This window comes from Pseudoclavibacter sp. RFBA6, assembly GCF_002931575.1.
GTDB lineage: Bacteria > Actinomycetota > Actinomycetes > Actinomycetales > Microbacteriaceae > Pseudoclavibacter > Pseudoclavibacter terrae.
The window spans coordinates 102,337-124,319 of the sequence record NZ_PSUA01000015.1; the positions used below are offsets into that span (position 1 = coordinate 102,337).

General features: G+C 69.3%; 19 protein-coding genes. 12 read left to right on the forward strand and 7 right to left on the reverse strand.

Annotated elements, in window-relative coordinates; translation table 11 throughout:
* The first annotated feature begins 202 nt into the window (after positions 1 to 202).
* Positions 203 to 1,828: an ABC transporter substrate-binding protein gene (locus C5C17_RS15185; protein ID WP_181028628.1), complete on the forward strand. Its 1,626-nt coding sequence runs from the start codon at positions 203 to 205 to the stop codon at positions 1,826 to 1,828.
* Between the two features lie 129 nt (positions 1,829 to 1,957).
* Here C5C17_RS15185 and C5C17_RS15190 read toward each other — a convergent pair whose 3' ends face one another.
* Positions 1,958 to 2,821: a hypothetical protein gene (locus tag C5C17_RS15190; protein ID WP_146079203.1), complete on the reverse strand. Its 864-nt coding sequence runs from the start codon at positions 2,819 to 2,821 to the stop codon at positions 1,958 to 1,960.
* Between the two features lie 173 nt (positions 2,822 to 2,994).
* On the opposite strand from C5C17_RS15190, the gene C5C17_RS15195 reads away from it, so the two are divergent.
* The 8 genes from C5C17_RS15195 to C5C17_RS15230 all read left to right on the forward strand — a co-directional run bounded on the left by C5C17_RS15195 (position 2,995) and on the right by C5C17_RS15230 (position 11,797).
* Positions 2,995 to 4,449: an MFS transporter gene (locus C5C17_RS15195; RefSeq protein WP_104254242.1), complete on the forward strand. Its 1,455-nt coding sequence runs from the start codon at positions 2,995 to 2,997 to the stop codon at positions 4,447 to 4,449.
* 77 nt (positions 4,450 to 4,526) lie between these two features.
* Positions 4,527 to 5,588 carry an aldo/keto reductase gene (locus C5C17_RS15200; protein WP_104254243.1) on the forward strand — a complete coding sequence of 354 codons (1,062 nt, stop codon included), beginning with the start codon at positions 4,527 to 4,529 and terminating at the stop codon, positions 5,586 to 5,588.
* 144 nt (positions 5,589 to 5,732) lie between these two features.
* Positions 5,733 to 7,112: a hemolysin family protein gene (locus tag C5C17_RS15205; protein ID WP_104254244.1), complete on the forward strand. Its 1,380-nt coding sequence runs from the start codon at positions 5,733 to 5,735 to the stop codon at positions 7,110 to 7,112.
* Positions 7,105 to 8,148, forward strand: coding sequence for a hemolysin family protein (locus C5C17_RS15210; protein WP_104254245.1), 1,044 nt, complete (start codon positions 7,105 to 7,107; stop codon positions 8,146 to 8,148). Before C5C17_RS15205 ends, C5C17_RS15210 begins: the two co-directional genes overlap by 8 nt.
* A gap of 99 nt (positions 8,149 to 8,247) precedes the next feature.
* Positions 8,248 to 9,300 carry a CPBP family intramembrane glutamic endopeptidase gene (locus tag C5C17_RS15215; protein WP_104254246.1) on the forward strand — a complete coding sequence of 351 codons (1,053 nt, stop codon included), beginning with the start codon at positions 8,248 to 8,250 and terminating at the stop codon, positions 9,298 to 9,300.
* Positions 9,301 to 9,407: 107 nt separating this feature from the next.
* Complete coding sequence (locus C5C17_RS15220) at positions 9,408 to 10,481, forward strand: YbdK family carboxylate-amine ligase (protein ID WP_104254247.1); 1,074 nt, start codon at positions 9,408 to 9,410, stop codon at positions 10,479 to 10,481.
* 35 nt (positions 10,482 to 10,516) lie between these two features.
* A complete protein-coding gene (locus C5C17_RS15225; RefSeq protein ID WP_104254248.1) occupies positions 10,517 to 10,981 on the forward strand; it encodes a hypothetical protein in 465 nt (154 codons plus the stop codon).
* 9 nt (positions 10,982 to 10,990) lie between these two features.
* A complete protein-coding gene (locus C5C17_RS15230) occupies positions 10,991 to 11,797 on the forward strand; it encodes an IclR family transcriptional regulator (RefSeq protein ID WP_104254249.1) in 807 nt (268 codons plus the stop codon).
* Positions 11,798 to 11,822: 25 nt separating this feature from the next.
* On the opposite strand, the gene C5C17_RS15235 is transcribed toward C5C17_RS15230, so the two are convergent.
* From C5C17_RS15235 to C5C17_RS15245, 3 genes are read right to left on the reverse strand one after another with little or no spacing between them, the layout of a single operon-like run.
* Complete coding sequence (locus C5C17_RS15235) at positions 11,823 to 12,761, reverse strand: hydroxymethylglutaryl-CoA lyase (RefSeq protein WP_104254250.1); 939 nt, start codon at positions 12,759 to 12,761, stop codon at positions 11,823 to 11,825.
* Complete coding sequence (locus C5C17_RS15240) at positions 12,758 to 14,029, reverse strand: CaiB/BaiF CoA-transferase family protein (protein ID WP_104254251.1); 1,272 nt, start codon at positions 14,027 to 14,029, stop codon at positions 12,758 to 12,760. Before C5C17_RS15240 ends, C5C17_RS15235 begins: the two co-directional genes overlap by 4 nt.
* 41 nt (positions 14,030 to 14,070) lie before the next feature.
* On the reverse strand, positions 14,071 to 15,519 hold the full coding sequence (locus C5C17_RS15245; protein WP_104254252.1) for a GntP family permease: 1,449 nt from the start codon (positions 15,517 to 15,519) through the stop codon (positions 14,071 to 14,073).
* A 135-nt stretch (positions 15,520 to 15,654) separates the two neighbouring features.
* Between C5C17_RS15245 and C5C17_RS15250 the strand changes: the two genes are divergently transcribed.
* Positions 15,655 to 16,596 (forward strand): 2-hydroxyacid dehydrogenase, encoded by a 942-nt coding sequence (locus C5C17_RS15250; protein WP_104254253.1) that lies wholly within the window; start codon positions 15,655 to 15,657, stop codon positions 16,594 to 16,596.
* A gap of 55 nt (positions 16,597 to 16,651) precedes the next feature.
* Here the strand turns inward: C5C17_RS15250 and C5C17_RS15255 are convergent, their stop codons facing one another.
* Positions 16,652 to 18,331, reverse strand: coding sequence for a methyltransferase (locus C5C17_RS15255; protein ID WP_104254254.1), 1,680 nt, complete (start codon positions 18,329 to 18,331; stop codon positions 16,652 to 16,654).
* Between the two features lie 3 nt (positions 18,332 to 18,334).
* On the reverse strand, positions 18,335 to 19,399 hold the full coding sequence (locus tag C5C17_RS15260) for an LLM class flavin-dependent oxidoreductase (protein WP_104254255.1): 1,065 nt from the start codon (positions 19,397 to 19,399) through the stop codon (positions 18,335 to 18,337).
* 166 nt (positions 19,400 to 19,565) lie between these two features.
* Between C5C17_RS15260 and C5C17_RS15265 the strand changes: the two genes are divergently transcribed.
* Together C5C17_RS15265 and C5C17_RS18680 are read left to right on the forward strand one after the other, a co-directional pair.
* A complete protein-coding gene (locus C5C17_RS15265) occupies positions 19,566 to 20,651 on the forward strand; it encodes a serine protease (protein WP_104254256.1) in 1,086 nt (361 codons plus the stop codon).
* Positions 20,651 to 21,556 carry a hypothetical protein gene (locus C5C17_RS18680; protein WP_181028629.1) on the forward strand — a complete coding sequence of 302 codons (906 nt, stop codon included), beginning with the start codon at positions 20,651 to 20,653 and terminating at the stop codon, positions 21,554 to 21,556. Before C5C17_RS15265 ends, C5C17_RS18680 begins: the two co-directional genes overlap by 1 nt.
* Here C5C17_RS18680 and C5C17_RS18685 read toward each other — a convergent pair.
* Complete coding sequence (locus C5C17_RS18685) at positions 21,553 to 21,927, reverse strand: hypothetical protein (protein WP_181028630.1); 375 nt, start codon at positions 21,925 to 21,927, stop codon at positions 21,553 to 21,555. The two genes, C5C17_RS18680 and C5C17_RS18685, sit on opposite strands and share 4 nt — an antisense overlap.
* Positions 21,928 to 21,983 lie beyond the last annotated feature (56 nt).

Genomic DNA, 21,983 nt, shown 5'->3' on the forward strand with positions numbered 1-21,983 from the left:
AGGGTCAAGCGGCGAGTCCGGTAACGCCACGTCAGGTTTCTGCGCGGAGCGTCACCGAGCGACCGCCCCCGGCCCTCTGTTACGCGCATCCTGGACGCCACCCGGGCTACCTGCGACGCTCTCGCCAGCCCGCCACTCCGAGCGCGCCGCCTCCGGGCGCCCAGTGCATCCCTCCCATGCATGCATTCACGACAGGACCGTCATGACCAGACGCCGCTCCATCCTCTCCGCCGCCGTCATCGGCGCGACCCTCACCTCCCTCCTCCTCAGCGGATGCGCGATCGGGCAGAGCACTGCGAGCCAGGGCTCGGACACCCCCGTGCAGGGCGGTGACCTCGTGCACGCCGTCACCGCGATCGCCGACGGCTGGCAGCAGCAGCAGTCGAACAACTGGCACAAGAGCCAGGTGTGGACTCAGCTCGTCGAGACGCTCGTCTACGTCGACAGCACGGGCGAAGTGCATCCGTGGCTCGCCGAGTCATGGGCGGAGAGCGAGGACGGACTCCAGTACACGCTGAAACTGCGCGACGACGTCACCTTCTCGGACGGCACGCCGCTGACCGCGGACGTCGTCGCGAAGAACCTCGAAGTGCTCGGCCTCGGCGACGAGAGCAAGGGCATCACCCGCTCGCCCATCGTGCCCGGCGAGTTCGGGAGCGCCGAAGCCGTCGACGACACGACCGTGCTCGTGACCCTCAGCTCCCCGAACCGCGGCTTCATCCCGAGCCTCGGGTTCTTCGCCGCCGGAATCCTCGGCGAGAGCACGATCGACCTGCCGCTGGAAGAGCAGGCGAAGCTCGAGAACGTCGTCGGCACTGGCCCCTTCGTCTTCGAGTCGCAGGTGCCGGAGCGCGAGATCGTCGTCACGAAACGCGACGACTACGACTGGGCGAGCGAGGCGTTCGACCACGAGGGGCCTGCGTACCTCGACTCCATCACCTTCAACGTGCTCGAGGAGGATTCCGCACGCCAGGGAGCGCTCGAAGCCGGCCAAGTCGACTCGGTGCACTTCGTGCAGCCAAGCGAGGAGCAGCGCCTCAGCGACGACGGCTTCAACGTCATCTACGGCGAGTACCTCGGCACACCCATCAACTTCGTGCTGCGCCCTCACGCGGCGATCACCGACGACGTGAAGATACGCCAGGCCATCCAGCACGGCGTGGACCGCCAGGAGATCGTCGACACGGTCTTCAACTCCAACTGGAAGCCCGCCACCTCCTCGGTGCAGGCCGCGACGCCCGGCTGGGTCGACCTGAGCGAGAATCTCGCCTTCGACCAGGACCTCTCGAACACGCTGCTCGACGAATCCGGCTGGACAGAGACGGACAGTGACGGCTACCGGGTGAAGGACGGCACGCGCCTCACGATCCCCGCGTACACGTCCCCGTTCGTCAACGGTTCAGGCCAGATCCTCGAGCTCGCGAAGCAGCAGCTCAAAGCCGTCGGCATCGAGCTGGAGATCCGCCAGTCGGATGCGAGCACCTACAGCGACATCTTCGCCGCGGGAGGCACACCCATCTTCCCGGTCGCCAACTCCTTCCTCGATGCGACGACCCTGCGCCAGTACTGGGGCCAGGACTACACGAATCAGTTCCAGCTGAAGAACGGCGAGCTCGAGGAGCAGCTGCTCGGCGTCTCGGAGACCGCGAACGGCACCGACGAGCGCGCCGCGAACCTCGCCGAGCTGCAGGAGACGGTCCTCGAGGAGGCCTACACGGTGCCGCTGGTCGACAACTACCAGGTGTTCGTCACGAGCCCCAACGTGTCAGGCATCGAGACCAACGCCGTCGGCCGCCCGTACTTCTACGACACCTGGCTCGCGCAGTAGCCGCAGGGCGTCGGCCCGGAACCGGGAAGGCGCATCCCTTCGCGTCGAACTTCGGTGACTGTTCGGCCTATTCCGCCCGTCTCGGGCGCGCTGGACCAGGTTGTCACCGGAGTTTGGCGGCTGCCCGCCTCACGGCTCGTGGAACGTCACCGGAAAGTCCGTGATGTGCAGACCGGATGCGCCGATCCTGCTCTTGATCGCGGCGTGCTGGGCGGCGCGCGCGGTGACGTTCACGTGGTCTCGGGCGCCCGTCGGGGCGCTCCCGCCGTCGGCCCAGAAGGCGCCGACCTCGTGATCTTCGGCGAGGTCGGTGAGCAGCGCGAGGTAGGGCTCCTGCTGCCCGGGCAGGATCGTGGCACCGAGCGTCGTGGAGTTGATCTCGACCTCCCTGTCGGGGTCCAAGCCCGCGGCGGCAAGCAGCACCTCGGCGTTCTGGACGAGCGGCAGCAGGTGGAGGTAGCCGTCTCTGGTCTCTTCGATGGAGACGAGAGCGAAGCGGTCGTTCTCCCAGATCGCCGGCTGCACGGCCAGGCCAGGCACAGCACTGTCGAGCGCGTCGACGAGCGGAACGGCGTCGAAGCCGAAGCTCGGGCAGGTGCCTCCCGACAGCGCTCGGCCCGAGGAGTCGGTCTGGCTGTGCAGCGACATCACGCCACCCGCGGCCGCGGGCACCTCGAGAGACCAGCTGACACCCTCGGGATGCGCAGACGCGCAGAGTACGTCGAGCAGGGCGGGCAGGTGCTCCTGCTCGACGTCGAGGTCGATCTGCGAGATGGGGTCGACGAAGATGGGCGCTTCAACCCAGCGTTGTCCCGACACCTCGGTCACGCCCGCGAGCGCCTCGACCTCCTCGACGAAGGTGTCGAACGCCGCGGTCGGGCGGTCGAAGCGGGTCTCGTTGACCATCCAGCTGAAGAGCGTCGCGGCGCCGAGCAGGACGCCGAGGAGCGCGATCACGATGGCGGCGAGCCACACCCGAGTTCGGAGTCGCACGTGCTGCCTCCCCTCCCGCAGCCGCGCGCTGCGCCGACCGCTTTCCGGGCCAGGGTGCCACGCACAGGTCACCGTGCGGTTCACGGGAGACGAACGGCGAGCGAACGCCGACGGCCAGGACCTCGCGCAGGGCCGTTCCCCTCCGCGCCGCCTCCCGCGCATAGAATCCGCGCATGGCACTCCCCGGCCGCGCCGACGACGGCGCCCCCTCACCCAGCGACCCGACTCCGAGCGGACGAGTCGAGACCGTCGACGGCGGCGCTGCGGTCACGCCGAAGGAGCTGAAGAAGCGCGCAACCGCCTGGGCGCTGTGGGACGTCGGCAACTCCGCGTTCCAGGCGGTCGTCGTCACCTTCGTCTTCGCCACCTACCTCGCGAGCGACCTCTTCATCGACCCGCAGGTCGCAGCGCTCGGCGAAGCGAACCCGCTCGACCCGCAGTATCTGGCCGCCCAGGCCGCATCCACCAACGTCATCGCCAACCTGAGCACCGTCGCGGGCCTCCTCGTCGCCCTCATCGCTCCGGTGCTCGGGCAGCGCTCCGACGGCTCCGGCCGGCGCAAGCTGTGGCTCGGCATCTTCACCGGCATCACCGTGCTCATCATGCTCGCGATGTTCTTCATCCAGCCCGGCGAGGAGTACCTGTTCTGGGGTGCGCTGCTGCTCGCAGTCGGCACGATCTTCGCTGAGCTGAGCGGCGTCAACTACAACGCGATGCTGTCGCAGGTGTCGACGCCCAAGAACGTGGGCCGTATCTCGGGCATCGGCTGGGGCCTCGGCTACCTGGGCAGCATCGTGCTGCTGGTGCTGCTGCTGGTGCTCTTCATCCAGTCGTTCGGCGCGGAGGGCCGGAACGGCGTCCTCGGGGTGCCGAGCGGGGCGGATGGGGGTGCGCTGGACATCCGCTTCGCGATCGTGCTCGCCGCGGTCTGGTACGTGGTCTTCGCGCTGCCCGTCATGTTCAAGGTGCCCGAGATCCCGAAGGACGAGAACCGCCCCAAGGTGAGCTTCTTCGCGTCGTATGGCGTGCTGTTCCGGGTCATCGGGAAGCTCGCGAAGAGCGACCCGAAGCTGCTCCTCTTCCTCGCCGCGAGCGCCGTGTTCCGCGACGGGCTGCAGGCGATCTTCGCGTTCGGCGCGATCCTCGCGGCGCAGGTGTACGGCTTCGCGCCCAGCGAAGTCATCTACTTCGCGGTCGCTGCGAACCTCGTCGCGGGCCTCGGCACGCTCGCGGCCGGGTGGTTCGACGACCGCTTCGGCCCGAAGCTCGTGATCATGGCCTCGCTCGTCTCGCTCACGGCGTTCTCCGTGGTGCTCATCTTCCTCCCCTCCGAGAAGACCGTGTTCTGGATCTTCGGCCTCGCGCTCTGCCTCTTCGTGGGGCCCGCGCAGGCGGCGAGTCGCTCCTACCTGTCGCGCGCGACGCCTCCCGGGCGCGAGGGCGAGCTGTTCGGCCTCTACGCCACCACGAACCGCGTCGCGAGCTTCATCACGCCCGCCCTGTTCAGCCTCTTCGTGTTCCTCTCCGGCAACCCGAAGATGGGCATCATCGGCATCGGCATCGTGCTCGCCGTCGGGTTCCTCATGATGCTTCCCGTGCCGAGCAAGGTGAAGCAGGCGAGCGCGTAGCGGCACGCCTCGCGACTGTTACTCCCAAGGCCAGGCCCGCTGGCGGAATGTCGGTGGTGCGGACGACACTTGATGCCATGACGCACGAGACGAACGGCACCGCAGCGCAGCTCCCCACGACCCTCCTCGGTGACGGCCTCGTGACGACCGTGCAGGGGTACGGCGCTATGAGCCTCAGCGACGCGTACGGCCCCATCGACGACGAGCAGGCGCTGCGCACGCTGCAGCACGCGGTGGATGCGGGCATCACGTTCATCGACACGGCAAACATCTACGGCGACGGCCGCAGCGAGCGCACGATCGCGAAGATCTTCCCGGCGCAGCGCGAGCGCATCCAGCTCGCCACGAAGTTCGGCATCACCAAGGGCGACGGGGTCGGCAAGCGGGGCGTGCGCGGTGACCGCGCGCACGTGCGCGAGCAGGTCGAGGCCTCGCTCACGCGCCTCGGCACCGACTACATCGACCTCTACTACCAGCACCGCGTCGACCCGAACGTGCCCATCGAGGACACGGTCGGCTTCGTCGCCGAGCTCGTCGCCGAGGGCAAGGTGCGGCACATCGGCCTGAGCGAGCCGACGGGCGCCGAGATCATCCGCGCCGCGGCCGTGCATCCCATCGCGGCCGTCCAGAGCGAGTACAGCATCTTCAGCCGCGACCTCGAGGCCCACGTCATCCCCGCCATCCGCGAGGTCGGAGCAGGCTTCGTGCCCTACTCCCCCGTCAGCCGCGGCCTGCTCACCGACTCGTGGGCGGAGCTCGCCGCCGAGAAGCCCAACGTGCGCGCCAACTTCCCCCGCTTCTTCCCCGAGAACCTGCCGGCAAACCGTGCCCTCGCGGGCGAAGTCGCTGCCGTCGCGCAGCAGCTCGGAGAACAGCACGGCCGCCACGTCTCCGTCGCCGAGGTCGCCCTCGCGTGGGTCTCCGCGAAATCGGCCGAGTTCGGGGTGCGCGTCTCCCCCATCCCGGGAACCCGCAGCCCCGAGCGCATCGACGAGAACCTTCGAGCACTCGGCCTCGAGCTGAGCGGCGAGCAGCTGCTCCGACTCGAATCGATCGCCGAACGAGTCGTCGGGAACCGCTCGGCAGACCCCGCCTGGACGTCCCAGGGGCGCGAAGAGGCGGCGCTCGCAGCATCCTGATCCGGCGGATCCCCAGCATTCCAAGTTGCGGTCAAACGAAGTGCAACTACAATCTCCACCCATGGAAGACCCTCCCAGTCATAGTCCCAAGCCTCTTGACGTTCCGGCCGCATCTTCGGCCGCCACAGTCTGGAGGCACCACGCATGAACGAATGGATGATGCTCGGCATCGGCCTCGTTCTCACAGTAGGAACCGGGTTGTTCGTCGCGAGTGAATTCGCGCTCGTCAACCTCGACCGAAACGATCTCGAAAACCGGCAGAGCCGCGGAGAGAGACGACTCGGGCCCACCATCAAGGCCCTGAAGATCACGTCGACACACCTCTCCAGCGCGCAGCTCGGAATCACGCTCACGACCCTGCTCACGGGATACACGTTCGAGCCGGCCGTCAGCTCCCTCCTCGCAGAGCCCCTCGAGGGCCTCGGGGTAGCCGAGGGCCTCGTGCCCGTCGTCGGAGCCATCGTCGGCATCGTCCTCGCGACGCTGTTCTCGATGATCATCGGCGAGCTCGTCCCCAAGAACTTCGCGCTCGCCCTCCCACGGGCGACAGCGAAGGTCGTCATTCCGTTCCAGGCGCTCTTCACGACGGTGTTCAAGCCCGTGATCCTGCTCCTGAACAACACGGCGAACGCCATCATCCGCTCCATGGGCATCGAGCCCAAAGAGGAGCTCTCGGGCGCCAGAAGCGCCGACGAGCTCTCCTACCTCATCCGCCACTCCGCACTCTCCGGCCTCCTCGAAGAAGACGACGCGGCCCTGCTGCGCCGCACCCTCAAGTTCTCCGAGCACGACGCATCCGACGTCATGACACCCCGCGTGCGCATGGCGAGCGTCGAAGTCGACGGCACGGCGCAGGCCATCATCGCCCTCGCCATCGAGACCGGGTTCTCCCGGTTCCCGGTCGTCGACGGAACGCCAGACAACATCACGGGCTTCGTGCACGCCAAGCAGGCGTTCGCGGTCGCCGTCGACAAGCAGGAGCGGGTCCTCGCCAGCGAACTGCAGACGGAGGCGCTACGCGTTCCGGAGTCGATGGGCGCCTCCGCCCTGCTCACCCTGCTGCGCGCCGAGCGCCACCAGGTGGCCGTCGTCGTGGATGAGCACGGCGGCACGGCGGGCATCGTCACGCTCGAAGACCTCGTCGAGGAGATCGTCGGGGAACTCGAAGACGAACACGATCGGCACCAGACCGGCTTCATCCGGCGCGGCCGCTCGGTCACGTTCGACGCCTCCTGGCGTCCCGACGAAGTACTCGACCGCCTCGCCATCGAGGTTCCGGAAGACGGCGACTACGACACCGTCGGCGGCTTCATCACCGACACCCTCGAGCGCCTCCCCGAACTGGGCGACGAGGTCGAGATCGAGGCCGGCACCCTGCGCGTCGAGCGCATCGACGGCACCCGCATCGTGCGGGTCCGCTACCTGCCGAACGAGCCAGACGGAGACCAGAGCCTCATGAGCAATCAGGAGCTCGCGCACGACAGAGCCCACGAGCGAGTGAAGGAGGCGATGATCCATGAGTGAGTACCTGCCAGGCATCCTGTGGCTGTTCGTCCTCCTCATCGGCAACGCCTTCTTCGTCGGCGCGGAATTCGCCGTGATCTCGGCGAAGCGGTCGCAGATCGAGCCCCTCGCCGAGCGAGGCAGCCGCGCCGCGAAGACGACGCTCTGGGCGATGGAGCACGCGACGCTCATGCTGGCGACAAGCCAGCTCGGCATCACCGTGTGCTCACTGCTCATCCTGAACGTCTCCGAGCCAGCCATCCACCACCTCCTCGAGATCCCGCTCGGGCTCACCGCGCTGTCAGCCGAGCTCATCAGCGTGATCGCGTTCGCGGTGGCGCTTGTGCTCGTCACGTTCCTGCACGTCGTCTTCGGCGAGATGATCCCGAAGAACCTCGCGTTCTCGGTGCCAGACCGTGCATCCCTCCTCCTCGCCCCGCCCCTCGTCGTGGTCTCCAAGATCTTCAACCCGATCATCTGGAGCCTCAACACGATCGCGAACGGCGTGCTGCGCCTCTTCAAGGTCGAGCCGAAGGACGAGGCGACAAGCACCTACACGCTCGAGGAGGTGGCCGGGATCGTCGAGCAGTCGACCCGTGAGGGAACGCTGAACGACACCTCAGGCACGCTCGCGGGCGCGTTCGAGTTCACCGAGAAGCGGGTCAGCGACGTGGACGTGCCGATCGCCGAGATGGTGCTCCTGCCTGCGGGCGCGCGCCCCATCGACGTGCAGAAAGCAGTCGCCGAGCACGGCTTCTCGCGCTACGTCGTCACCGACGAGCGCGGCGAGCCGACGAGCTACATCCACATGAAGGACGTCATGGACCTCATGGCCCCAGACGCGTTCACGGCCCCGATCCCGCAGAAGCGACTGCGGAGCCTCGTCTCCGTGTCGCGGGATGCGGAGCTCGAGGACGCCATGGCGGTGCTCCGCGACCGCGGTGCGCACGTCGCGAAGGCGCTCGACTCAGAGGGCAACGTCACCGGGCTCCTGTTCCTCGAGGATGTCCTCGAGGTGCTGGTCGGCGAGGTCAACGCGACCGCCGCTGCCGCGTAGGCGACGCGTTCGAACGAAGCAGGGGGATGCCCCCGCCCGGAAACGGGCGGGGGCATCCCCCGTTTCGCACGCATCCACCTCCGCTCGTTGACAGCCCACATGGCGAAACGAGAGGCTGGTGCCGTGCAGCCCATCCCGCAGACCGCCCAGACCACCACCACTGCGAGCGGACGGGAGCGGCTCTCGATCGGCGTCTTCCTCGCCCTGGCCTTCGGCTTGCCCTGGCTTGTGACCCTGCCCCTGTGGTTGGGCGACGGTCTCGCGCACCCCTGGTTCCCGGTCATCTCCGTCGCCATGATGATGACGCCGGCCATCGCCGCGCTGGTCTCCGTCTTCGCCATCGAGCGTCCGGTGAGGCCATGGCGGGCGCTCGGGATCGTCCCGCTGAAGCCCGTCGGGCGGCTCATCGCCTACCTCGCCCTCGCCGTCGTCGTCCCGGTGGCGCTCGTGTTCCTCGCGTTGCCCATCGGTGCCCTCTTCGGCGTCTACTCGATGGACCTCGTGAACTTCTCCGGCTTCCAGGCGATGCTCGACGAGCAGCTCGCAGCCGAGGGGGTCGGCAACCTGGAGCTCCCCATCCCGGTCGCCCTGCTCGTGCTGCTGCAGCTCGCGAGCATCCCGCTCGGCGCGTTCCTCAACCTGATCCCCGCCCTCGGCGAGGAGCTGGGCTGGCGCGGGTGGCTGCTCCCGAAGCTCCTCCGGCTCGGCACCGTTCCCGCGCTCCTCATCTCCGGGGTCATCTGGGGACTCTGGCATGCACCGTTGATCCTCCTCGGCTACAACTACGTGGATGCGCCTGGCTGGCTCGCGCTGACCATGATGACGGGCATGTGCGTCCTCGTCGGTGCCGTGTTCGCCTGGCTGCGCATCCGCTCCGAGTCGGTGTGGCCCGCGGCCCTCGCTCACGGAGCGTTCAACGCGGCCGCCGGTTCGTACCTGCTCTTCGCCGCGGCTGGCGAGCGGGTCGACACGACGCAGGCCACGATCCTCGGCTGGACGGGGTGGATCGTGCCGCTCATCCTCGTCGGCGTGCTGCTCGTGACGAAGCAGTTCTCGCCCCCGAAACCCGTCGAGCTGCCGGCTGACATGCCGGGCCAGCTACCGGGCCAGCCGGCACAGCCGCACTCAGCATCCCCCTCGTCAACCCCCTGACGAACCTCAGGCCCTCTCTGCTTTGATGCAGCCACGAAGAGCCACCCGCTGCGGGCTGACCTGCACAGCGCCAGCGCGGGCGCCAGGGGACGGGGAAGGGGACCTCAATGGAGACGTTCGGTATCGAAGAGGAAGCGATGCTCGTCGACTCGGACACGCTCGAGCCGCGACCCGTCGCGGAGACCGTGCTGCGCATCCTGCGCCGCGACGCGGAGCTGCGCCCGTTCGTGACCCGCGAGTACCTGCGTTCGCAGGTCGAGTACTGCTCGCCCGTGCTGCGTTCCGCTCAGGAGGCGCACGCACAGCTCACCAGGCACCGCCGCGCGCTCGACGACGCGGCCAGCGAGGTCGGGGTGACCCGGTGGCATGGTGCGGTCCCCTTCGTCCACGGTGAACCGCAGGCATCACCCACCCCCAGGTACACGGAGATCGCGAGTGAGTACCGGGGGCTCGTTCGCGAACATCAGATCAACGCCATTCACGTGCACGTGGGCATCCCGTCGCGAGAGGTCGGCGTGCAGGTCATGAACGCCGTCAGGGGGTGGACGCCGGTGCTGCTCGCCCTGAGCGCGAACTCGCCGCACTGGCGCGGCCAGGACTCCGGGTTCGACAGCTGGCGGACCATCCAGATGCGTCGGTGGACGACCCACGACTGCCCGCCGGCGTTCGCGGACGCGGACGACTACCAGCGGCGCATCGAACGTCTCGTGGGTGTGGGCGGCACGATCGACGCCGGCACCGTGGCCTGGAACCTGCGCCTGTCCGCGAACCATCCGACGATCGAGTTCCGAGTCTTCGACGCGCAGCTCGAGGCGCGGGAGACGGTGCTGCTCGCGCTCATCTGCCGGGCGCTCGTGACGGCGACCGTGGCGGGGGATGCGGGCGGGGCGCTCGCCGACCTGCCTCCCGAGCTGCTCGAGGCCTCGCTCTGGCAGGCGGCCCGCGATGGAATCGATGCGCGCCTCCTCGATCCGGTCACGGGTGAGCTGTCGGGAGCGCGCGCGGTTGCCGACGCGCTCCTCGCGCATCTCGGGCCGGCGGCGGAAGCGCTCGGCGACGGCGATGAGATCCGTTCGGGCATCGATCGGCTCTTCCGCCACGGCACCGGGGCCGCGAGGCAACGGCAGCGCCACCTCGAGGGTGGCCCGCACGCGTTGCGCGCCCTGCACGAGGCCTGCTGAGCGGACGGTCCACCGGGAGGGCGCAGACTGGTCCGGTGGCCCAGACAACTCCCCCAGCCAAGCCCCGACGCACGTCCCCGCCTCGGACCATCGGCCGTGTAGTCCTTGGCGCGTTCCTGCTGTTCGCCGGCGTCGCGCACCTGAGCTTGGCCCGCGAGGAGTTCCAGGCGCAGGTGCCCACGTGGGTGCCGTTGGATGCTGACCTCGTGGTGCTCGCATCCGGTGTCGTCGAGGTGCTGCTCGGGGCGGCGCTCATCGCGGCCTGGCGCTGGCGCGTCGCGGTCGGCTTCACGGTCGCTGCGTTCTTCGTGGCCGTCTTCCCCGGCAACGTCTCGCAATACGTGACGGGCACGGACGCGTTCGGCCTGGACACGGACCTGAAGCGGCTCATCCGGTTGCCCTTCCAGGTGCTCCTCGTCGCACTCGCGCTCTGGTCGACGGGCGCGTGGCGCGACCGTCGCGAGCTCCTGCAGCCGTTCCGCCGGAGGCGGATGCTCTAGATTTCTCCTATGACAGATCCCGGCAGCGCAGCCTCGCCCGCCACCGGAACCTCCGGGGTCGCCCCGCTGCTCGTGCTCGGCAAGATCACCGACATCCTCGACAGCTTCACGCTCGAGTCGCCGTCGCTGTCACTCGCGGAGATCAGGACGAGGACGGGGCTCCCAACCTCCACCACGCAGCGCCTCGTCACGAATCTCGTCGCGCAGGGCTTCCTCGACCGGGATGAGGATCGCTTCCGGATCGGGTTGAAGATGGCGTACTGGTCGGCGCCAGCCGTGCGAGGCATCAAGGCCATCGACCTGCTCGCACCGCTGCTCCGCGAGCTGCGGCAGGCGACCGGCGAGAGCGCGACCCTGTTCAGAGCGGACGACGACTACCGCGTCTGCATCGCCGTCGACGAGACCCGCCACGAGCTGAAGCAGGACGTGCACGTCGGCAAGGTCGCGCCGCTCACGGTCGGTTCCGCGGGGCGTGTCCTTCTCGCCTGGAACGATGACCTGCGCGAGAGCATCCTCGCCCAGCCGATCCCCGACCTCGCGGCCAGCACCATCACCGACCCCGCCGAACTCCGGACCGTGCTCGATCAGACGCGGCGGGACGGATTCGCGATCACGCGCAATGAGCGCATCGACGGCCTCGTGGGCCTCGCGGCCCCGGTGTTCGAGCCGAGCGGGCGAGTGCGCATGGCCATGGGCGTGAGCGGGCCCGCCGCCCGCATCCAGCCACACATGCTGGAGGAGTGGGCCCCGATGCTCGTCGAGATGGCTGAACGCGCGACTCGCCTGATCGGCGGGCGCGCCCCCGCCGCAGCCTGACAGGGGGGCACCCCGCTGGCAGCCGTCAGAGCGAGGCCGGCAGGACCCACTCGAACGCCGGAGCCTTCGAACGGGCGCCCTGCCTCGCCTTCGATCGGTTGGGTTCGCCGAGGTCGTCGAGCAGCGCCTCCGACTCGCGGACGATCTGAGCGAACGCCGCCGGAGTGAGCCAGTCGGGGCGCATGGCGAAGAGCAGGTCCTCCGTGGCCGTGTTGCCGCTGGCGCCGGGGGCGAAGGGGCAGCCACCCAGGCCGCCGAGAGCGCCGTCGACGACGCCCGCGCCCGCGAGCACTGCTGCGATCGAGTTCGTTACACCGGCACCCCACGTGTCGTGGCCGTGGAAGACGATCTCGCGCCGAGGGGTCTCGGCCGCGACCCGCGAGATGAGCGACGACACCTGCCCGGGATGCGCCTGCCCGAGGGTGTCGCAGATCACGATGTCCGCAGCGCCCTCCGCTCGGGGGTCGTTGGCGATCTGGATGACCCGGTCAGGGTCGACCTGCCCATCGAACGGGCACGTGAAAGACGTGGCGAGGCACAGCTGGATGCGCCCGCCGGCCTCACGGGTCAGGGCGACGGCATCCGGCATCGCTGCGAGGCTCGTGTCGGTGGTGCGGCCGATGTTCGCCTGGTTGTGGGCGTCGGAGACGGAGAGGCAGTACTGGAAGTTCTTCGCCCCGGCGGCCGCGGCCTTCTCGATATGCCGCGGGGTCGCGACCCACACCCAGCTGCGCTCGAGCTCCTGAGGCGTGAGCGCCTCGATCACCTCGAGCGTGTTGGCCATGGGCGGGACGAGGTCGCCGCGCGCCATCGAGCCGATCTCGAGCTCTGGCACCCCGGCGGCGAAGAGCTGGCGAGCGAGGGCGACCTTGCGGTCCGTCGACAGGAGCTTGCCGGTGAGCTGCAGGCCGTCGCGCAACGTGACGTCGCGCAGGCGCGCGGCGGTGATCGGGGTCTGGGTCATCGTGTCTCCACCTTGCTGTCGTCGTCGAGCTGGGTCCTGTTGTCGTCGCGCGGCTCCCGCTGCGCGTGGCCGGCGTAGGCGGCGAGCACCGCCTCGGTGTCCTGGCCCAGCTGGGGCGCGAGTGTGCGAATGGGGAGGGACGCGCCGCCGAGCACCGGGACGATGCCGGGGAACCCGACCCCCTCGACCGTCTGATCGCCGTCGGCCACGTCGAACTTCTGGATCATGTCGCGGGCCGCGTACTGCGGGCTCTCGCTGATGTCCTCGGCCGTGTAGATGGGGCCGGATGGGACGCCCGCGTCGTCGAGGATGTCGAGGACCTCCTCGGCGTGCAGGGTGGCCGTCCACGCGCCGATCGCCGCGTCGAGCTCATCGCGGCGCTCCCAGCGGAGGTTGTTCGTCGCGAGCCCAGGGTCGCCCGCGAGATCGTCGCGGCCGATGATGCCCATGAAGCGCACGAAGATCGCATCCGCGTTGCCTGCGATGACGACGCTCTTGCCGTCACCGCACACGTAGGCGTTCGTCGGGGCGATGCCCTCCATGCGTCCGCCGACCCGCTCGCGGACCACGCCGTGGGCCTGGTAGTCGGGGATGAGCGACTCCATCATGGAGAACATTGCCTCGTTGAGGGCGACGTCGATGACCCGCTCCTCGAGCGGCGCGGGTTCGAGGCCGGCACCGCGGCGCTGCTCGCGCTGGAACAGCGCCATCATCACGCCGTAGGCGGCGTACACGCCCGCGATGGAGTCGCCGATGGAGACGCCGACGCGCACGGGGGCGCGGTCCGGGTCGCCGACGAGGTTCCTGAACCCGCCCATCGCCTCGGCGACCGCCGCGAACCCGGGCCTGCTCGAGAGCGGTCCCGTCTGCCCGAACGCGGAGATGCGGCCGATGACGATCCCGGGGTTGATCTCGTTGAGCACGTCGGGTCCGATGCCCCACCGCTCGATCGTGCCTGGCCGGAAGTTCTCGAGGATGACGTCGCAGTCGGCGGCGAGCGCGCGCACCGCATCCCTCCCCTCCTCCGTGCGGAGGTCGAGGGTGATCGACTTCTTGTTGCGGTTGATGGTGTGGAACAGCATCGACGTCGTCGAGCCGGGATGCAGTCGCCACGAGCGCAGCTCGTCCCCCGTTCCGGGCCGCTCGACCTTGATGACCTCGGCGCCGAAGTCGGCGAGCATCCGCCCTGCCGTGGGGGCCGCGATGAAGTTCCCGAGCTCGAGCACGCGGACTCCCTTGAGCGGGGCGATCTTGGCGTTGGTGTGCATGTCGGTCCTTTCCGGACGAGTGATCGGTCGAGGCCTGCGGGTCAGAGGAAGATGCTGAGGACGAGCGTGACGAGCAGCGCGACGATCGAGGCGACGGAGACACCGACGGTGCAGGTCTTCAGTGTGCCTCGTGTCGTCTGCCCGAGCAGCGATTGCAGCAGCCAGAAGGTGTTGCTCGTGACGTGCACGGCGAACAGTGAACCGGCACCGGCCGCGAGGGCGATGAGGATCGGGTCGAGGCCGATGACCGAGGCGATGGGCGCGAGGATGCCCGCGGCGGTGATGGCGGAGATCGTGACCGAGCCGACGGCGATATGCAGGACGGCGGCGATGGCCCACACGATGAGCAGTGGCGCGAAGCTGTTGGCGTTGAACGCCTGCCCGAGGATGTCGCCGAGACCGGTCGCCGCGACCGTCGCGGCGAGCGACCCGCCCACCCCCGTGAGGATGAGGATCTGGCCGCTCTCGCGGAAGCCGGCGACGACCGACTTCTCGACGGCCTTGCCGCCGACCGTGAGCCGACCGATCACACTCGTGCCGAGCACGGCGAGGAGAAGGGCGAAGACTGGGTCGGTGATGAGGACCAGGGCGTCGATCTCGACGCCGGCGATCTGCAGGATCGCGCCGGTCGCGATGAGGCCGAGGCAGAGGAGGAGGGGCGCGAAGAGCAGGATCAGCTTCGGCTCGGAGGTGGTGGTTCGCTCGGCGACCGCGACGCCTCGGGGCACTCCGCCGACCTTGCTGAGGCGGTCGCCGACCGGGATGCTCTCGGTCTTGAGCGGCCCGACGGGCTCGCGGGAACCGTCGATGCTGTCGTCAGCCGCGTCTGCACCGTCGACGGGCTGCGTCTCGTCGAGCTGCTCGTTCCAGAGTCCGATTCGGAACAGCAGCGTCATGATGAAGATCGAGATGACGATGGTCGGGACGATGACGATGAGGCCGAAGAGCAGCATCTGGCCGAGCGGGACGCCGAGGACGCCAGCAAGCGCGAGGGCCGCGACACCCGGCACCATGAAGACGATGCCGCACTCGAGACTGATGGCGAGGGCGGTCGCGATGCGCGGTGTGCCGTGCTTGCCGATGAGGGGCGCCATCTTGCGGGCGAGCGGCGCGGAGATGACGAGGAGCACGTCGAGGAAGATCGACTGGAGCACGGTGCCGATCGTGAGCCCCATCGCGTACGGCAGCCCCTTGGGGCCGAAGATGCGCAGCAGGTGCGAGACGAGGCGCTGGATGGCGTTCATCTCGCTGAGCATCGACCCGAGCAGCACGCCGAAGGTGATGAGGAGGCCGACCTCGGCCATGATCTCGCCGAAGCCGCCGGTAATGGTGCCGATGGTGTCGGTCGGGGAGTTCCCCGTCGCGAGCCCGAGGTAGAGGGAGCCGATGACCAGCGCGACCGCGGGGTTCAGGCGGAAGCGGGTGATGAGCACGACGACGCCGAGGATGGCGATCGCCGTGTGGATGATGGTGATGATCTCTGACGTCATTGTCGTCCAATCGTGGTGGGTCTCGCGCGGTGCCCTGGCCGGTTCGAGGGGAAGCGGTTGAGGTCTTGGCCTGAGGCCGCGTCTGGTTTACATTATGTGCATGAACTCAGAATGTAAGCAAGGGCTCACATCGTGATGTGTGATTCGCGGGTCAGCATCTCCCTGCCGACACCGGCACTCGCGGCGGCCGTCGCGGACCTCGACCTCGCCGACCGCGTGGAGTCCATCGCCTGGGATCTGACGACGCCGTCACCCTCCGCGCACATCGACCTCGTCGTCCTCCCCTACCAGCAGGACCCGCGCCGTGCCGCCAATCTCGGGGCGACGGCAACCCAGCTCGTCCAGGCGCAGACCATCGGGTACGAGGATGTGCTCGCCAATCTGCCGCCCGGCCACACGGTCGCCAACGCCCGCTCGGTGCACGAGGCTTCGACGGCAGAGCTCGCCCTCGGACTCGCGCTCGCCTCACTGCGACGCTTCCCGGAGTACACACTCGCCGCGCAGGGAGGACAGTGGCAGCAGCTCCCCGGCCAGAGCCTCGCCGACCGCACCGTCGCCCTCGTCGGCTACGGCGGTGTCGGACAGGCCATCGAGCAGCGCTTGAACGGATTCGAGGCGCGAGTGCTCCGCTTCGGGCGCACCGCCCGCTCCGGCGGGCCCGACGGCGCGGGCCGCGTCCGCGAGATCTCAGACCTGACAGGCCTGCTGCCGGAGATCGACGTGGTGATCCTCACGGTTCCCCTCACCTGGGAGACCAGGCACCTCGTCGACGACGCCTTCCTGGCGGCCATGCGCCCCGGCGCGCTGCTCGTGAACGTCGCGCGCGGCCCCGTCGTCGATACGGACGCGCTCGTCCGTGCCCTCGAGGCCGGCCACGTCCGCGCCGCCCTCGACGTCACCGACCCGGAACCGCTGCCGTCAGGCCACCCGCTCTGGAGCCTCGACGGCGCGCTCATCACGCCGCATGTCGGGGGCGCTTCCTCGGCCATGCACCCTCGCATGGTCGCCCTCATCGAACGGCAGGTTCGTGCGCTCCTGAACGGGGAGACTCCCGAGAACATCGTGGCGTCGTCGTGACGCGAAGCTGACCGCCAGGCACCGCTGACCGCCAAGCACGGTGGCGGCTCCGCCCCTACCGCCAGCGCGGCGCGAGGAAGCCGAGCGCGACGAGCTCGCGCACGTCGGGGACGAGGCTCTCGCGCAGCGCCTTCTCCTCGACATCGACGAGCGAGGCGATGGCGGTGACGATCTGCGAGCCGACCAGCTCGCCGTCGCACACCGACACGAAGCCCGTGAGCTCGGTCGACATCGACATCGTGCGGCGGAACCCGGCGCCCTGGCGCAGCATGATGATGCTCGGGTCCTCGTCTCCTGGCCGCGAGTGGCGCTCCTCGGTGACGTCGCCAGCGACGATGAGCGGCTCGTCGAACAGCTCGGCGTCGTCGAGCCCGCGAAGCCAGGTGAGGGCCTCGAAGCCGTCGCGGATGTGCTCGGCGAGCGGGTGGCCGAGGGCGTGCGTGAGGTGCTCGAAGCGCCGCAGCGGGCCGCCGACGGCGCCCTCGTGCGTGCGGCGGAGGAAGAACATGCCCATGCCGATGCGCTCGACGTCGCGGCTCGCGAAGTCCTGCAGGTAGCGGCGGAAGGCGTGCTGCCAGCTCGACAGCTCGGCGTTCTCGGCCGCATCCTTCAGCCACATGTCCGCGTACTCGACGGGCGTCGCGTCCTCGCGCTGCACGACCCACAGGTCGACGTCGCTCGCCGGCCACGTCTCGAGGCGCGCGTGCCAGTTGGCGTCGCCGGCGCGCACCTCCCAGTTGCCGAGCATGCAGGCGACGCCACCGGGTGCGAGCACCGCGCCGAGCTCGCGGACGAGCCCCTCGACGATGCTGTCGCCTGGCTTGCCGCCGTCACGGTACGTGTACTGGTCGCTGCCCTCCTCGCCCTCGCGGCGGGGCGTGATGACGAACGGGGGGTTCGACACGAACAGGTCGAACTGCTCGCCGGCCACGGGCTCGAGCATGTTGCCGAGGCGCAGGCTGACCCGGTCGTCCAGACCGCCTGGCGCGATGCCCAGCGCGGCGGCGTTGAGCAGCAGGTTGAACTTCGCGAAGGCGAGGGCGCGCTCGGAGATGTCGGTGGCGACGACGTGCCGGGTGTGCGCGAGCAGGTGCATCGTCTGCACGCCCATGCCGACGCCCAGATCCAGCGCCCGGGCGACCGGTTCGCGAGGGGTGAGCTGCGCGAGCAGGGTCGTCGCCGGGCCGATGCCGACGACGTGGTCGCGGCGCAACGGCTGGTCTCTTCCCAGCTGCACGCCGCCGAGGTCGGACGCGACCCACATCTCGACGTCGCCGTTGACGCCCTCGCTCGCGTACGGACGCACATCGACCAGCGCGGCCACGAGCCCCTCGGCGAGCTGCTCGCCGGAACCATCGACGCCCGCATCCGCCGGTGCCACACGCGGCAGGCGTTCGACGAGGCGGGCCGCCAGCAGCTCCTCGAGGGCGGGCACGTCGCCTGCCTCGACGGGCTCGGCGAGCACGAACAGGCGGATGAGCGCTGCGAGCGCGTCGTCTGGCTCGCGTGACAGCGCGAACGATGCGGGCTCGAGCAGGTCCCGGTGCAGCGCATCCGCCGCCTCCGCGCCGAGGCGCGACTCGACGCCGTCGACCGTGAAGCCGACCTCGGCGAACGTCACCGCGAGCGCGCGGAGGAGGGCCTCGTCGGTGCTGTCGGGAGCGTCGCTCGGGTCGTCGAAGGTGAAGGCGTCTCGAGAGGAGGCTGAGCTGGCATGGCGCGCGTGGGAAGTCACCCGTCAATTATGCGGATGCGCACCGACACTCGTGCGCGCCTCCCAGGCAGCGGGGTCCCGAAGCCCGGCGAGCGCCTCGATGGTGCGGATGCGCACGTCGACGTCGTGGGTCGTGGCGGCGAGGATGACCTCGTCGGCCCCCGTTCGCTCGACGAGCCGGTCGATACCGTCCGCCACCATCTCGGGCGTCCCGACCAGCTGCGTGCCGGTCGTCGCGTCGAAGAGCGAGCGGTCCTGCATGCGCGCGGCGTACGCCGCGGCGCCGTCTGGCGTGAGGACCCGGGTGGGTCGACCGAAGCGGATCTGATGCATCGCGGCGCGGCTCGGGAGCGCGAGATGCGTGGCCTCCTCGACGGTGTCGGCGGAGATCGCGGACACCGACACCATGAAGTGCGGCTCTGCCAGCACCGGAGACGGCACGAAGTGCTCGCGGTAGTGATCGGCCGCAGCCTTCGGGTCGGCGTGCATCGCGAAGTGGTGGGCGAACGTGTATGGCAGACCGAAGGCGGCGGCGAGCTCGGCCCCGTAGAGGCTCGAGCCGAGCAGCCAGATCTGCGGGTGGGTGTCGGCGCCTGGCGTCACGCGGAGGCGGGCGAGCACCTCGCGGTCGTGCTCGTCGCGCACATCGCCGAGAAACCCCATCAGCTCGAGCACGTCGTTCGGGAACTCGTCGACGCGGTCGCGCGAGAGATCGCGGCGCAGGGCGGCGGCCGTGAACGGGTCGGTGCCTGGGGCACGCCCCAAGCCGAGGTCGATGCGACCGGGATAGACGGATTCGAGGGCCGCGAACTGCTCGGCCACCACGAAGGGTGCATGGTTGGGCAGCATCACGCCACCCGAACCGAGCCGGATCCGGCTGGTCCCCGCCCCGAGCGCCGCGAGCAGCACCGGCGGGGTGGTCGAGGCGACGAGCTCCGTGTTGTGGTGCTCGGCGACCCAGTACCGGTGGTAGCCGAGCTCGTCGGCACGCTGCACGAGACGACGTGATGCGGCGATCGCGTCGGCGCTCGTCTGCCCCTCGGAGACCGGGATGAGGTCGAGCACGGAGAGCTTGGTCGTTCCTGGCATGGCATGGGCAACGTGTGCCACCCCGCCGCTATTCCTGGGTGGCCTCGGCGGACTCCAGGGGAGAACTCCCCGTCACCTGGGTTTTCGGCCAGTTCGCGGCCCGACTGTCGGTGGCCCTGCGTAGCATGACCAGGAACGGCATACCCAGCGTGCCGAAGGAGACCCCATGACTCGACACCGTCGCCGACCGCGGGCGCTGCTCGCGAGCATCGGCGCGCTCGCCGCGGTCGTGTTACTCGCAGGATGCTCGGTGAGTGCGACCGCGGTGCCCTCGGCCAATGGCTACGACGCGGTGGACGCCCCCATCGAGGGTGGAACGGTCAGCCTCCGCGACTCGTTCGAGTCGTCCCCCCAGGAGTCCCACGACTTCTGGTCAGACCCCGACATGTTCAAGAACGCCGAGGGCTTCGACTACACCTCTCCAGACAACGGCATCACGGTCGGTGTCGGCGACCCCGCGACGGGCGCATTCGTCGCCCCGACGACGGCGGTGCCTGCCGCCGAGTCACCGAATGGCTACGGCGACGTCACGGAGGCCGTGCCGTTCGACCGGGCTGGGCTCGGCGCATCCACCTTCGGCCGCCTCTACATGTCGTTCGCCAGCGGGCTCGCCGTCTGCTCGGCGACGGTCGTGAACTCGGGCGAGCGCAACATCGTGGTCACGGCGGCGCACTGCCTCGTCGACTTCGAGAGCAACAAGGCCGTCGCGAGCAACGTCGTCTTCATCCCGGGCGATCGCGGCGACGGCGCCGAGCAGCCATACGGGCGCTGGGCGGCGACCGACTACAGCATCCCGCAGCACTTCCTCGACAACGCCAACTACGGCGACCAGGGCGTGTATGGCGACGGGTGGAACAACGACTTCGCGTTCCTCGTGATGGAGGAGAAGGACGGGCAGCGCATCCAGGACGTGACGGGCGGCCAGGGCATCGCGTTCGGCGTGCCAGCGAAGGCGATCACGCAGGTCGGGTATCCGAGCGCGAGCCCTTACGACGGGTCGGAGGAGTACATGTGCGCCTCAAGCCAGTGGAAGGAAGGCTCGGCCGGCGGGTACACGCACATGTGCAGCATGACGCCGGGAGGGTCCGGCGGAGCGTGGCTCGTCTACTACGACAAGAGCGTCGGGGCAGGCTACGTCGCCGCGACCTCCTCGACCGTCCTATCGTCAGCGAATCCCCCGTTCCGCTGGGAGGGTTCGGTGCTCGGCCAGACCGCGCTCTCCCTGTACGACGAGCTCGGCGGAGGAGCCTGATGAGCACGCGACGGCTGGTGGCAGGCATGACGGCGCTGCTCGTCGGGCTCGTGCTGACAGGATGCGCGACGACGACGCCCACCGCGGTCGCGAACCACGAGGCCAAGCTCGAGTACCACGCGGACACCGGCGCGGAGCTGCTCGGCGACTCCCTCGTCGAAGGGCTCGCGGGTGTCGAGAACTTCTCCGCGACCGCTTACACGCACGGCAAGGCCTCGACCGGGGCGACGCTCAGCACGCAGCACGAGACGACCGTCGTCGGCGCCTCCTACGTCACGAAGGAGTCGACGGCCGAGCCGGGAACGTCGATCGACGAGGTCCACATGGCGGGCAGCGGCTTCACCTACTACCTGTTCGGCAGCGCGTACACGACGGTCGTGGCGACGCCGTGGGCCCGGCTGCCGATGGGCGACCTCGACCGGGCGAACGACCCGCAGCGCACGTGCATCCTCGGCACCGTCATCTTCATGTGCAACCTCGTCGAAGCCTGGCAGCTCTCGAAGGAGAGCAACGGCGAGGAGCTGCCCGAGAAGCTCGAGGTGTCCGCAGACGGCAGCAAGCACTTCACGTCCGCTGTGACCTTCGACTCGCTCGAGGAGGCCGGCCTGTACACGTTGGGGGACGACCTGCGATCGCAGCTCAGCGAGGACGAGCTCGGCACGCTCCTCCCCCTGCACGTGTGGGTGGGCACCGACGGCATCGTGCAGAAGATCGAGGTCAACGGCACGATGGACGCGGCTTCCCTCGACGTGGAGGTGCAGTTCGGCTTCGAGATCACCGGCACGCCGACCGCGGACGACCTGCCGGACGACCCCGCGTCGCTCGCGCCGCAATACGTGACGAACGTCACCGCAGACCAGGCGAGTGCCTTCTGGGATGCCATCGGAAATGCAAGGACCGGCTAGGGGTCGGCCGAGCTCATGAACGCAGCAGCAAGCAAGCTGGAGGCAGCACGATGACCTTCCCACCGCAGGGCGGCCCGCAGCGGCCACACGATCCGCGCAACCAGAACGATCCGCGCAGCCAGAACGATCCGCGCAGCCAGAACGATCCGCGCAGCCAGCATCCTGGACAGGCGCAGCCGAACGGACAGCCGGGTGGGGCAGGGCAAGGGCACGGGACGCCCAATGCTCACCCGCCGCAGCACGGGCAGCACGGGCAGAACCCGCAGCAGGGGCAACACGGGCAGAACCCGCAACCGGGGCAGCACGGTACTCCGACCGGTGCAGCCGGCGCCGCCGGCGCGCAGCAAAGCCGCCCAGGGCAGCCGGGCCAAGCAGGACAGGCGAGCCAAGTAGGCCAGCCCGGCCAGGCGTCTGGTCGCCCCACGTA

What these genes read in the sequence shown, in the direction of transcription:
- C5C17_RS15185 (WP_181028628.1), top strand. Translation starts at nt 203, where the DNA reads ATGACCAGACGCCGCTCCATCCTCTCCGCCGCCGTCATCGGCGCGACC.
- C5C17_RS15195 (WP_104254242.1), top strand. Translation starts at nt 2,995, where the DNA reads ATGGCACTCCCCGGCCGCGCCGACGACGGCGCCCCCTCACCCAGCGAC.
- C5C17_RS15200 (WP_104254243.1), top strand. Translation starts at nt 4,527, where the DNA reads ATGACGCACGAGACGAACGGCACCGCAGCGCAGCTCCCCACGACCCTC.
- C5C17_RS15205 (WP_104254244.1), top strand. Translation starts at nt 5,733, where the DNA reads ATGAACGAATGGATGATGCTCGGCATCGGCCTCGTTCTCACAGTAGGA.
- C5C17_RS15210 (WP_104254245.1), top strand. Translation starts at nt 7,105, where the DNA reads ATGAGTGAGTACCTGCCAGGCATCCTGTGGCTGTTCGTCCTCCTCATC.
- C5C17_RS15215 (WP_104254246.1), top strand. Translation starts at nt 8,248, where the DNA reads ATGGCGAAACGAGAGGCTGGTGCCGTGCAGCCCATCCCGCAGACCGCC.
- C5C17_RS15220 (WP_104254247.1), top strand. Translation starts at nt 9,408, where the DNA reads ATGGAGACGTTCGGTATCGAAGAGGAAGCGATGCTCGTCGACTCGGAC.
- C5C17_RS15230 (WP_104254249.1), top strand. Translation starts at nt 10,991, where the DNA reads ATGACAGATCCCGGCAGCGCAGCCTCGCCCGCCACCGGAACCTCCGGG.
- C5C17_RS15235 (WP_104254250.1), bottom strand. Translation starts at nt 12,761, where the DNA reads ATGACCCAGACCCCGATCACCGCCGCGCGCCTGCGCGACGTCACGTTG.
- C5C17_RS15240 (WP_104254251.1), bottom strand. Translation starts at nt 14,029, where the DNA reads ATGCACACCAACGCCAAGATCGCCCCGCTCAAGGGAGTCCGCGTGCTC.
- C5C17_RS15245 (WP_104254252.1), bottom strand. Translation starts at nt 15,519, where the DNA reads ATGACGTCAGAGATCATCACCATCATCCACACGGCGATCGCCATCCTC.
- C5C17_RS15250 (WP_104254253.1), top strand. Translation starts at nt 15,655, where the DNA reads ATGTGTGATTCGCGGGTCAGCATCTCCCTGCCGACACCGGCACTCGCG.
- C5C17_RS15260 (WP_104254255.1), bottom strand. Translation starts at nt 19,399, where the DNA reads ATGCCAGGAACGACCAAGCTCTCCGTGCTCGACCTCATCCCGGTCTCC.
- C5C17_RS15265 (WP_104254256.1), top strand. Translation starts at nt 19,566, where the DNA reads ATGACTCGACACCGTCGCCGACCGCGGGCGCTGCTCGCGAGCATCGGC.
- C5C17_RS18680 (WP_181028629.1), top strand. Translation starts at nt 20,651, where the DNA reads ATGAGCACGCGACGGCTGGTGGCAGGCATGACGGCGCTGCTCGTCGGG.